Source organism: Streptomyces sp. NPDC057565, from assembly GCF_042801455.1.
GTDB lineage: Bacteria > Actinomycetota > Actinomycetes > Streptomycetales > Streptomycetaceae > Streptomyces > Streptomyces yanii.
In genome coordinates this window covers 349,303-360,892 of record NZ_JBHVFU010000003.1, presented here as the reverse complement: position 1 = coordinate 360,892, position 11,590 = coordinate 349,303, and the positions used below count along the sequence as shown (strand labels likewise).

The 11,590-nt window shown below is 71.6% G+C and carries 8 protein-coding genes; 4 read left to right on the top strand and 4 right to left on the bottom strand.

What is annotated here, in order from left to right; all coding sequences use genetic code 11:
- Window position 1 precedes the first annotated feature (1 nt).
- From ACFU8W_RS08875 to rsmH, 4 genes are read right to left on the bottom strand one after another with little or no spacing between them, the layout of a single operon-like run.
- A complete protein-coding gene (locus tag ACFU8W_RS08875) occupies window positions 2-1,729 on the bottom strand; it encodes a UDP-N-acetylmuramoyl-L-alanyl-D-glutamate--2,6-diaminopimelate ligase (RefSeq protein ID WP_384033759.1) in 1,728 nt (575 codons plus the stop codon).
- 18 nt (window positions 1,730-1,747) lie between these two features.
- Window positions 1,748-3,748, bottom strand: a complete 2,001-nt coding sequence (locus tag ACFU8W_RS08870; RefSeq protein WP_384033756.1) for a peptidoglycan D,D-transpeptidase FtsI family protein — start codon at window positions 3,746-3,748, stop codon at window positions 1,748-1,750.
- 4 nt (window positions 3,749-3,752) lie between these two features.
- Window positions 3,753-4,349: a septum formation initiator family protein gene (locus ACFU8W_RS08865; protein ID WP_384033753.1), complete on the bottom strand. Its 597-nt coding sequence runs from the start codon at window positions 4,347-4,349 to the stop codon at window positions 3,753-3,755.
- A 49-nt stretch (window positions 4,350-4,398) separates the two neighbouring features.
- Window positions 4,399-5,367 carry a 16S rRNA (cytosine(1402)-N(4))-methyltransferase RsmH gene (gene rsmH / locus ACFU8W_RS08860; protein WP_345514579.1) on the bottom strand — a complete coding sequence of 323 codons (969 nt, stop codon included), beginning with the start codon at window positions 5,365-5,367 and terminating at the stop codon, window positions 4,399-4,401.
- 381 nt (window positions 5,368-5,748) lie between these two features.
- Between rsmH and ACFU8W_RS08855 the strand changes: the two genes are divergently transcribed.
- The 4 genes from ACFU8W_RS08855 to ACFU8W_RS08840 all read left to right on the top strand — a co-directional run bounded on the left by ACFU8W_RS08855 (window position 5,749) and on the right by ACFU8W_RS08840 (window position 11,403).
- A complete protein-coding gene (locus ACFU8W_RS08855) occupies window positions 5,749-6,312 on the top strand; it encodes a beta-class carbonic anhydrase (protein ID WP_384033750.1) in 564 nt (187 codons plus the stop codon).
- Between the two features lie 240 nt (window positions 6,313-6,552).
- A complete protein-coding gene (locus tag ACFU8W_RS08850) occupies window positions 6,553-7,605 on the top strand; it encodes a MoxR family ATPase (protein ID WP_345514576.1) in 1,053 nt (350 codons plus the stop codon).
- A complete protein-coding gene (locus ACFU8W_RS08845; protein ID WP_384033746.1) occupies window positions 7,605-8,981 on the top strand; it encodes a DUF58 domain-containing protein in 1,377 nt (458 codons plus the stop codon). The genes ACFU8W_RS08850 and ACFU8W_RS08845 overlap by 1 nt, the downstream gene beginning before the upstream one ends.
- Window positions 8,982-8,991: 10 nt before the next feature.
- Window positions 8,992-11,403, top strand: coding sequence for a DUF3488 and DUF4129 domain-containing transglutaminase family protein (locus tag ACFU8W_RS08840; RefSeq protein WP_384033742.1), 2,412 nt, complete (start codon window positions 8,992-8,994; stop codon window positions 11,401-11,403).
- Window positions 11,404-11,590: the final 187 nt, after the last annotated feature.

The following is an 11,590-nucleotide window of genomic DNA, read 5'->3' as shown; positions in this document are numbered from 1 at the left end:
GTCATCCCTGACTGTTGTTCTCGTGGGTGTGGGCGAGCTCCGGGGCGCCCTCGGCGCTCCCGTGCCCCAGGGACCGTGCGATGGCCGCGCGCAGCACCGTACGGTCGTCGAAGGGGCGTACCACTCCGTGGATGTCCTGGCCCTGTTCGTGCCCCTTGCCGGCGATCAGCACGGTGTCGCCGGGCCGGGCGCGGGCGACCGCGGCGGCGACGGCGGCGGCCCGGTCGGCGTCGACGAGGACGTCACCGCGCTCGTGTGCGGGCACCTCGGCGGCGCCCGAGAGCATCGCGGCGAGGATGGCCAGGGGGTCCTCGGAGCGAGGGTTGTCGGAGGTCAGTACGGCGGTGTCGGCGAGGCGGGCCGCGGCGGCGCCCATCGGGCCGCGTTTCGTCATGTCGCGGTCGCCACCGCAGCCGAGCACGATGTGCAGCTTGCCCTCGGTCACCTTGCGCAGCGAACGCAGGACCGACTCGACGGCGTCGGTCTTGTGCGCGTAGTCGACGACCGCGAGGTACGGCTGGCCGGCGTCCACCCGCTCCAGCCGGCCCGGGACGCCGGGGACGGCGGCGACGCCGTCGGCCGCGGTCTGCGGGTCGACGCCCGCGACGGCGAGGGTGACGATCGCGGCGAGGGTGTTGGCGACGTTGAACGGGCCGGGCAACGGGGCCCTGGCCGTGATCCGTTCGTCCTTGGGACCGACGGCCGTGAAGGCGGAGCCCAGCGGCCCGACCTCGACGTCCTCGGCGCGCCAGTCGGCGTCCGGGTGGCCCTCGGCGGAGAAGGTGACGACCGGGACGGTTGCCTCCGTGACCAGCCTGCGGCCGTACTCGTCGTCGAAGTTGACGACGCCCTGCCGACTCCGCTGCGGGGTGAACAGCTTCGCCTTGGCCTGGAAGTAGTCCTCCATACCGGAGTGGAACTCCATGTGCTCCGGGCTGAGGTTGTTGAAGACGGCGACGTCGAAGACGCAGCCGTCGACGCGGCCGAGCACCAGGGCGTGGCTGGAGACCTCCATGGTGACCGCGTCGACGCCGCGCTCGCGCATGACGGCGAAAAGGGCCTGGAGATCAGTGGCTTCGGGGGTGGTGCGCTCGGACTTGATGCGCTCGTCGCCGATCCGCGTCTCGACGGTGCCGATCAGGCCGGTGCTGCGTCCGGCGCCACGGAAGCCGCCCTCGATGAGGTAGGCGGTGGTGGTCTTCCCGGACGTCCCGGTGATCCCGATCTGGAGGAGGTCGGCGCCGGGCCGCCCGTAGATCTCGGCGGCGAGTTCGCCCATCCGGCCGCGCGGGTTCTCGGTGACCAGCACCGGCAGCCCGGTCGCGACGGCGCGCTCGGCGCCCGCCGGGTCGGTGAGGACCGCTGCAGCGCCGAGACCGGCCGCCTGCGCGACGAAGTCGGCGCCGTGCAGCCGGGCGCCGGGCAGCGCCGCGTACACATCGCCGGGCCGTACCGCCCGGGAGTCGTGGGTGATGCCGGTGACCTCACCGGATCCCGGCGGATCGACTCCCAGCCGGGCTGCCAGTTCACCGAGGGGGGTCGGCCGCAGCCGATCCGGGCGGGGCGCTCCCGGGTAGGTCACAGGGGCGTCCTTCGGGGTGGTTTGGGACTGTTCAGCGTGGGGCACGGCGGTGAGCGTACCGGGCGCACCCGGCGCCTCGCTAAGTGAGGGGGCAGGGTTGCGGTGGTTTCCGTTCCGGTTCCCGGGTTCGGGGGTGATGGTTGTCACTGGCTGGTTTCCCCGAGTTCACTCGCCGGGATCGAAGGACACCGGCAGCCGGGCTGACTCGCTGCCGGACGGTGGGGTCTGGAGCGTCTTCAGCGCGAACTCCATGACCTGCTTGTAGATGGGACCGCAGATCTGACCGCCGAAGTAGCTTCCCTTGGTGGGGTTCTGGATCGCGCAGTAGACGGTGATCTGCGGGTCGTCGGCGGGCGCGAAGCCCGCGAAGGACGCGGTGTAGCCGCGGTAGCCGCCGCGGACCGGGTCGACCCGGTTGGCCGTGCCGGTCTTGCCCGCGACCCGGTATCCGGGGATGCGGGCCTTGGTGCCGGTGCCCTCCTCGTCACCGACCACCGACTCCAGCATGCCCGCAAGTGATTTCGCGGTCTTCTTGCTGATCACCCGGGTCCGTTCGGGGGCGGCACCGGGGATGAAGCGGCCGTCCGCGCCCTTGGTTCCGCGGATCAGGGTGGGCCGGACCCGGACGCCGCCGTTGGCGATCGTCGAGTAGACCGAGGCGGCCTGCATGGCGTTGAGCGAGAGTCCCTGGCCGAACGGGATCGTGTACTGCTGCGAGGTCGACCAGTCCTGCGGCTTGGCGAGGATGCCGGGCGTCTCACCCGGGTAGTCCAGTCCGGTCGGACGGCCGATGCCGAATTTGCGCAGATACGAGTAGAGGACCTCGTTGGCCTTCGGCTGGGTCCTGCCGAGCTGCCCGGTGGCCAGGATGGTGCCGATGTTGCTGGACTTGGCGAGTACGCCGTTGAGCGTCAGGTACCAGGTGGGGTGGTCGATGTCGTCCTTGAAGAGCCGGTCGCCGCGGTGCAGCCGGTTGGGGACGGTGACATGGGTGCCGGGGGTGGCCGCCCCCTCCTCCAGCACGGCGGCCATGGACATGACCTTGCTGGTGGAGCCCGGTTCGTACACGTCCTGCAGCGCCGCGTTGCCCAGCGACGCCGCGTCGGCCTGCGAGAGGTCGTTGGGGTCGAATCCCGGGGCGTTGGCCATGGCGAGGACCTCGCCGGTCTTCGCGTTCTGCACGATCACATAGCCGCGGTCCGCCCCGGACTTCTTCACCTGGTCGGAGATGGCCTTCTGCGCGGCCCACTGGATGTCCCGGTCGATGGTCAGCTCGATGTCGGAACCCGCGACCGCCGGAACCTCGCTGGTACCCGCGGTGGGCACCCGGCGGCCGCCGGACTGGGCGTACCTGATCTTGCCGTCCTCGCCCGCGAGCTCCTTGTCCAGCTGTGACTCGAGGCCGCCCGCACCCTTGCCCTCGGCATTGACGTAACCCAGTATCCCGGCGGCGAGCCCACCGTTGGGGTAGACCCGCTTGGTGGTCGTCTCCTGGAAGACACCGGCCAGCACATTGGCCCCGGTGCCGCCGTTCACCCTGTCCTTCTGGGCCTTCTCGGCGAAAACGGACTTGAGGTCCTTGATCTGCTTCCAGACCTGCGGGGTCTGGCGGCGGGCCAGCACCGCGTACCGGCTCTTCGGCTTCGACAGCTTCTTCGTCAGCTCCCCGGCCTCGACGCCGAGGATGGGTGCGAGGAGGGCCGCGGCCTGCTCCGGTGCGTCCGGGGCCTTGCTGTCCTCGGGTGTGAACATCTTGGGGTCGGCGGTGATGTTGTACGCGTCGACGCTGGTGGCCAGGGCGATCCCGCTGCGGTCGGTGATCTCACCGCGCTCGGCGGCGACCGTGTACTCCAGGTAGCGGTTCTTGTCGGCCTTGGCCGCGTACGCGCTGGCATCGACGGCCTGCACCTGCAGGAGCCGCACGACGAACGCCAGCATGACGAGCGTCAGCGCCAGGCTGACCAGGCGGAGCCGGGGGCGCGGGCTGCCCAGCCGCAGCGGTCGCGCCGATCCCTTGCGCGGGGCGCTGCGGCGCTTTGCACGGGGCGCGGCCGCGGCGGACGACGGGCGGCGGGCGGCGGGCCGGGGGCGGCCGGAGCCGGCTGCGGCGCTACGGGGACGCGCGGGGCCGGGGACCCGGCGGCGCGGTGGTTCCTTGGGGGGCACTGCGTCACCTGCCGGGGCTCGTCGAGGACTGGTTTGCCGGGGTACGCGGCTGCGCGGGCGGGGCTGCGGAGGTGCCGGGCTTCGTCGCGGGCGGGGCCGCCGAAGTGCTGGGCTTCGTCGCGGGCGGCGCCGACGGCGAGCCGGTGACCGCCGCTGTGGAGCTGGGCGAGGCAGCGGCGGGCGGCGGGGGCGCCGCCTGCTGGGTCTGCCGGGGGGCTGCGGGAGTCGGCGGGGCGGTGGCCTCGGAGGGGACGCCGCGGACCGTGCCGTCGGGTTTGAGGAAGGCGGGGCTGCCGCCGGGCACCATGCCCAGTTCGCGGGCGCGGCGCTCCAGTGCGTCGGGCTTCGAATATCCGTCGACGTCGTGCTGGAGCGCCTGCTGCTCGTCGGTGAGCTCGGTGGTCCGCTTCCTCAGTTCGCTCAGCCTGAACGAACCCTCGTTGAGCGCGGAATTCAGCAGCAGCAGGGTGATCAGCCCGCCGCCGAGGAGCAGCACGACCAGCAGGACGAAAGGTGTACGGGCCGCGTTGCTGGGCCCGGAGGGCATCAGCCGGGCGAGCCGCGCGGCCCGCCCCTTCAGCTGTCCGGCCGGTCCGCTCACCGCGCCACCTCGGGCTCTCCCGGTGCCGTGCCGACCGGACCGGCCGCGCTCATCGCTTCTCCTCCTCGCGGATCCGCTGGGCGCCGCGCAGCCGGGCGGGGGCGGCTCGCCGGTTCTCGGCGACCTCCTCCTCCGTGGGCAGTTCCGCGCCGCGGGTCAGCAGCTTGAGCCGGGGCTGGTAACGCTCGGGGACGACGGGCAGTCCGGGCGGCGCGGTGTTGGCGGCGCCCGCCGCGAACACCTGCTTGACCAGGCGGTCCTCCAGCGAGTGGTAGGAGAGAACAGCGATCCGGCCACCGACGGCAAGAGACTGCACCGCGGCCGGGATCGCCCGCTCCAGGACGGTGAGCTCGCCGTTGACCTCGATGCGCAGCGCCTGGAAGGTGCGCTTGGCCGGGTTGCCGCCGGTGCGCTTGGCGGCCTGCGGCAGGGAGTCCCGGATCAGCTCGACGAGCCGGGCGCTGTTGCTGAACGGCTCCTTCTCGCGCTCGCGCACGATCGCGGAGACGATCCGCTTGGCCTGCTTCTCCTCGCCGTACGCGCGCAGGATCCGGACGAGCTCACCGGGCGGGTAGGTGTTGAGCACCTCGGCCGCGCCGATGCCGGTCGTCTGGTCCATCCGCATGTCGAGCGGGGCGTCCTGGGCGTACGCAAATCCGCGGTCGGCCTCGTCCAGCTGCATGGAGGAGACACCGAGGTCGAACAGGATGCCCTGGACCTTGGGGATGCCGAGCCGGGCGAGCACCTCGGGCAGTTCGTCGTAGACGGCGTGCACCAATGTGGCCCGGTCGCCGTACGGGGCGAGCCGCTCGCCGGAGAGCCGCAGCGCTTCCTTGTCCCGGTCCAGCGCGATCAACCGGGCGGACGGGAAGGCGGCGAGCAGAGCCTCGCTGTGGCCGCCGAGACCGAGGGTGCAGTCGACGACCACGGGCTGCTGCGGGCCCGATGCTTCCAGAGCCGGGGCCAACAGGTCCAGGCATCGCTGGAGCATCACCGGGACGTGTCGGGTCTGGCTCATGCGCCCTCTCAGGCTCAGGTCCCGTGTGGCTGCACGTACGGCCTGGTCCCCGCCCGCTCGGAAGGGGAGGTCCACCGGCGCCGGGGAAGTGGCGTCAGCCGACCGGCAAGCGGGAGAGGGCCGGGCCGTACGTACGCCGCGCACACAGGGGAATTCTTCGGAATGTGCAGGGTGTCGGTAACTTCCGGTCACTTTAGTCCACCCTGCCATTCGATCGATTCCCGATCAATCAACGGGGCAGCGCGTCGCCCCGCCCTCTCCGTCACCCGGTCGAGCGATTCGTTGTGAGGCTTGTGGGTTACCTCACAACAAGCCTCGTTGACGTTCTTTGTCCGCTCTCACAGCACGCCGGAGCGAACTGTGCGAGCTAACGTCGTATCCATGTCGACTTCCGCGCACCCCCACACCGAGCTCTCCGCACCCGCTGCCGGTCAGGCCCGTACCGGCGGAACCGTCACCGACCGGCTGGTCGAGGCGAACATCCGTTACGCAGCCGATTTCGAAGACCCCGGCATGGACGCACGGCCGGTGCTGAAGGTCGCCGTGGTCGCCTGCATGGACGCCCGGCTCGACCTGCACGACGCGCTCGGCCTGGCACTCGGCGACTGCCACACCATCCGCAACGCGGGCGGCGTGGTCACCGACGACGTGATCCGCTCGCTCACCATCAGCCAGCGAGCCCTCGGCACCCGCAGCATCATCCTGATTCACCACACCAACTGCGGCCTCGAATCGATCACCGAGGAGTTCCGGCAGGAGCTCGAGGCAGAGGTCGGCCAGCGCCCGGTCTGGGCCGTGGAGGCCTACAAGGACGCGGATCAGGACGTACGGCAGTCCATGCAGCGCGTCCGCACCTCGCCGTTCCTGCTGCACACGGACGACGTCCGCGGCTTCGTCTTCGACGTGACCAGCGGCTTGCTCCGCGAGATCCTTCCCGTCGCCTGACCCTGATTGCACGTCCGGCGGGTACCGAAAATGGCCTGGACCCTGACATTTCGCATCCACTTGTCCACAGGCGAGTGACACGAAGCGGTAACGGCAACAAGAATGCGGGTGTGACACCCGACGGACCTGTCCGGAGGGTGTCCGTACATCGGGGTGGGCCGGGCCAACTACAGCGCATCGGCCCGTGAATGGGGTACCCCCTGCTCGTTGAGAGCGCGGGACAGGGCCGAGGAGGGCCGGGTGACGACCTATGACGATCGAGCGAGCCTCACAGATCTGACCGCCACAGCGGAGCGGGTGCGCAGGTCGGTGGAGAGTGTGATCGAAGGCAAGCCTGAGGTCGTACGGCTTTCGCTGACCGTGCTGCTCGCGGAGGGACATCTCCTCATCGAGGACGTCCCCGGGGTCGGCAAGACGATGCTGGCCAAGGCGCTCGCGCGGTCGATCGACTGCTCGGTGCGGCGCATCCAGTTCACGCCGGACCTGCTGCCTTCGGACATCACCGGTGTGTCGATCTTCGACCAGCAGCGACGCGACTTCGAATTCAAGCCGGGCGCGATCTTCGCCCAGATCGTGATCGGCGACGAGATCAACCGCGCCTCGCCGAAGACCCAGTCCGCTCTGCTGGAGTCGATGGAGGAGCGCCAGGTCACCATCGACGGGCACAGTTACGAACTGCCGGACCCGTTCATGGTGGTGGCCACCCAGAACCCGGTCGAGATGGAGGGCACCTATCCGCTGCCCGAGGCCCAGCGCGACCGGTTCATGGCCCGGGTGTCGATCGGCTACCCCAGTGCGGAGGCCGAACTGCAGATGCTCGATGTGCACGGCGGCATCTCACCGCTCGACGATCTGCAGCCGGTGGCGCACGCCCACGACGTCGTGAAGCTGATCGAAGCCGTGCGGACGGTCCATGTGGCCGAGTCGGTGCGGCGGTACGCGGTGGAGTTGGTCGGCGCCACCCGCAGCCACCCGGATCTCAGACTCGGTGCCTCGCCGCGCGCCACCCTGCATCTGCTGCGAGCCGCCAAGGCGTCCGCGGCGCTGACCGGGCGGGACTACTGTCTGCCGGACGATGTGCAGGCGCTGGCCGTCCCGGTGCTCGCGCACCGGTTGCTGCCCACCGCGCAGGCCCAGCTGAACCGCCGCACCGCGGAGCAGGTCGTGCTGGAGATCCTCCAGCAGACGCCGGTGCCGACCGCGGCCGGCGGTACGTCGGTCCCGGCGCCGCAGCACCAGCCGGGCCGGCCGGTGTACGGCCGGCAGCAGCCGCCCGGCGCACGGCGGGCGTGATGACGGCCGGGGGGTCCGCCTCGATGGAGGACGGCGAGGGCAAAGGCGGTCTGCGGGCCGCGCTGGGCGGGCTGACCACGCGTGGGCGGTCCTTCCTCGCTGCCGGAATCGCGGCCGCGATCTGCGCGTATGTGCTCGGCCAAGGTGATCTGCTGCGGGTCGGGCTGCTGCTCAGCGTGCTTCCGCTGGTCTGTATGACGGTGCTCCTCCGCACCCGCTACCGGGTCGCGGGCACCCGACGGCTCTCCCCGTCCCGGGTGCCCGCAGGCACCGAGGCACGGGTGCATCTGCGAATGGAGAACGTGTCCCGGCTGCCCACCGGGCTGCTGATGCTGCAGGACCGGGTGCCCTATGTGCTCGGGCCGCGTCCCCGGTTCGTCCTGGACCGGGTGGAGGCGGGCGGCCGGCGCGAGGTGTCCTACCGGGTCCGGTCGGATCTGCGCGGGCGGTATCCGCTCGGGCCGCTGCAGCTGCGGCTGAGCGATCCGTTCGGGATGTGCGAGCTGACCCGGTCGTTCAGTGCGTACGACACCCTGGTCGTCGTCCCGCGGACCCAGCCGCTGCCGCCGGTACGGCTGTCGGGCGAGGCGTCCGGGTACGGCGAGGGGCGGCAGCGCTCACTCGCCCTGGCCGGTGAGGACGACGTGATTCCGCGCGGCTACCGGCACGGCGACGACCTGCGCCGGGTCCATTGGCGCTCCACCGCGCGCTACGGCGAGCTGATGGTGCGCCGCGAGGAGCAGCCCCAGCGGGCCAGGTGCACGGTGCTGCTGGACACCCGGCGGATCGCCTATCAGGGGACGGGACCCGACTCGCCCTTCGAGTGGGCGGTGTCGGGGGCGGCGTCCGCGCTGGTGCACATGCTGGAGCGGGGCTTCGCGGTGCGGCTGCTGACCGACGACGGCAGTTCGGTGCCGGGCGAGGGAGAGGGCGGCTTCGCCGGATCGACCCAGGAGTCCGCCGATTCCGCGGGACTGATGATGGACACCCTCGCGGTTGTCGACCACTCCGACGGAGGCGGTCTGTCGCGCGCGTACGACGTACTGCGCGGCGGTAACGAAGGGCTGCTGGTCGCGTTCCTCGGCGATCTGGACGACGAGCAGACGGCGGTGGCCGCCCGAATGCGGCAGCGCAGCGGCGGCGCCGTCGCATTCGTCCTGGACAGTGCCGCCTGGATGCACGGCAGCGCGTCCGACGCGGCGCTCGCGGCGTCCGAGGAACGCCTGCGACTGTTGCGCGAGTCGGGCTGGACGGCGGTCGCGGTGGGGCCGGGGGCGGATCTCGCCCGGCTGTGGCAGCAGGCGGGACAGCAGAGCTCCGTGACGCAGTCCGCGCTGTCGGACGGCACGACAGGTTTCACCGGTGGATGGTCATGAGGGGACGGTCATGAGCGGTCGCGGTCGGCTGGCGCTGTGCGCCTTTGCGGCGACGCTGTTGGCGGCGGGTTCGATGCTGCCGCTGGTCGACCCGGCCGGATGGATCCTGCAGGCCACGGCCCTGCTGGCGATCCAGAGCGGGGTGGGCGCGCTCGCCCGCCGGGTGCCGCTGCCACGGCTGCTGATCGTCACGGCACAGTTCCTGGTCACCCTGGTGCTGCTGACCGCGGTGTTCGCACGGGAGCAGGCCGTGGTCGGCTTCCTGCCGGGCCCCGAGGCCGTACGGCACCTGGCGGACCTGCTGCGGGCGGGCGCGGACGACGTGGGGCAGTACGCCATCCCGGCGCCCGCGACGGCGGGCATCCGGCTGATGCTGGTCGGCGGCGTACTGCTGATCGGTCTGGCCGTGGACACCCTCGCGGTGACGTTTCGCAGCGCGGCCCCGGCCGGGCTGCCGCTCCTGGCGCTCTACTCGGTCGCCGCGGGACTGTCCGGCGGCGGCGGCGCGGGCTGGCTCTGGTTCCTGCTCGCCGCCTGCGGCTATCTGCTGCTCCTGCTGGCCGAGGGCCGGGACCGGATCTCCCAGTGGGGGCGGGTCTTCGGCGGTGCGGGACGGTCACCGAGCGGTGGGGCGGCCGGTCTCGACGTGTCGGGCGGCCGGGCGCTCGCCCCGGTCCGCACCGGGCGGCGGATCGGTGCGCTGGCACTGGGCATCGCACTGGCCGTACCGGCGGCCCTGCCCGCTCTCGACGGCGGGCTCCTCGCGGGGACCGGCAGCGGGAACGGCAAGGGCGGTAGCGGCGGCACGATCTCCGCGGTGAACCCGCTGGTCTCGCTGCAGAACAATCTGAACCAGCCGGAGAACCGGGAGGTGATGTCGTATCGCACCAATTCCCGGAACCCTCAGGACTACTATCTGCGGATTCTGGCCCTGGACCAGTTCAACGGGAGTGAGTGGCGGGCCTCCCGGCGCAGTTTGAAGGATGTGCCGAAGCGGATCCCGGAGCCGGACGGGCTGAGTCCGGATGTCGCTGTCACGGAGATCCGGTCGAACATCTCCTCCTCCCGCTCCTACCAGCAGACCTATCTGCCACTCCCCTACCCCGCGACCGAGGTCAGGATCGGCGGGCGCTGGCGGTACGAACCCGCGGGGCGCACCCTCGTCGGCGACCGCGGCCAGACGACCAGCGGCGCGCGGTACGAGGTGTCGAGCCTGGTCGTGCAGCCGACGGCGGACCAGCTCGCCGCGGCTCCCGACGCGCCCTCCGAAGTGCTGCGGGAGTACACCAAGGTGCCGGGCTCGCTGCCGGAGGTGGTCAAGAAGACGGCGGACCGGGTGACGAAGGACGCCGCCAACAACTACGAGCGAGCGGTGAAGCTGCAGAACTACTTCGCCTCGGAGGGCGGCTTCAGCTACGACACCACAGTGACCTCCGGCACCGGCTCGGCCGCGATCGGCCGGTTCCTCAGGGACAAGAGGGGCTTCTGCGTCCACTTCTCGTTCACGATGGCCGCGATGGCGCGGACGCTGGGCATTCCGGCCCGCGTCGCGGTGGGCTTCACTCCCGGCACCGTGCAGTCGAACGGTGCGGTGTCGGTGGGGCTGCGCGATGCGCACGCCTGGCCCGAGCTGTATTTCGAGGGCGTCGGATGGACCCGGTTCGAGCCGACCCCGACGCGTGGCAGCGCGCCCGGCTATACCCAGCCGGACGCACCGGCGGGCGGCGCAGCCGACCCGAACCAGCCCGAGCGGGGCGCCTCGGCGGCGCCGTCCGCCGTACCGTCCGCCTCGGAGAGCTGCCCGCAGCAGCAGCGCAGGATGGGCGAGTGCGGCAACGAGGTGGCGCCGGCCGCCGGGGGGCCGACGGACTCGGGGACCCCGACGAGCACCATTGTCTGGGCGGCTTTGGCCGCGCTGGTGGTCGTCACGCTGCCGTTGCTGCCGATGCTGTGGCGGGTACGGGTGCGTAGGCGGAGGCTGGCGTCGTCCACCGGGCGCACGCCTGCCGATGTGACGGTCAGAACGCTGGCGGCCTGGCTGGAGATCATCGATACCGCGTGGGACCACGGCATCGAGCCGGACGACTCACAGACCCCGCGGAAGACGGCGGCCCGGGTGGTCCGGCTGGGGCGGCTCGACACGGAGGCGGCGGCTGCGGTGCACCGGGTGGCGGGGGCGGTGGAGCAGGTGCTCTACGCGCCGCAGCCCCGGACGGGTGCCGGGTTCGCCGAGGACGTGGAGACGGTGCGGAACAGCTTGCGGATCTCCGCCGACCGCTTCACCCGGATCCGGGCGGTCGTGGCACCGCGCTCGGCCATTCGGGTGATGGACGCGCTCTCGGAACGCCGGTCGGCCTTCACCGGCAGATGGGCTGCGCGGTGGGGCGGTTGGCTGCGGTGGCCGTCCCGGCAGCAGAGCTGAGGCATGGCGCGCGGCCTGCTCCTGGCCTGCGCCGTGTCCTGGAGCTCCCCCACAGCGTCAAGGGCATGAGGGGGATCCCTTCGACGGGCTTGATTTCACAAGCCCGTCGAGCGGCCGCGGCCCGTCCGGCGCTCAGGTCCTGTCCGATCGATCTTCGTGGATCGGCCTGCGGCGTCCGGTGCGGTGC

Coding starts and splice junctions, on each gene's coding strand:
- rsmH (WP_345514579.1), bottom strand. CDS start 5,367: ATGAGCCAGACCCGACACGTCCCGGTGATGCTCCAGCGATGCCTGGAC.
- ACFU8W_RS08855 (WP_384033750.1), top strand. CDS start 5,749: ATGTCGACTTCCGCGCACCCCCACACCGAGCTCTCCGCACCCGCTGCC.
- ACFU8W_RS08845 (WP_384033746.1), top strand. CDS start 7,605: ATGACGGCCGGGGGGTCCGCCTCGATGGAGGACGGCGAGGGCAAAGGC.
- ACFU8W_RS08840 (WP_384033742.1), top strand. CDS start 8,992: ATGAGCGGTCGCGGTCGGCTGGCGCTGTGCGCCTTTGCGGCGACGCTG.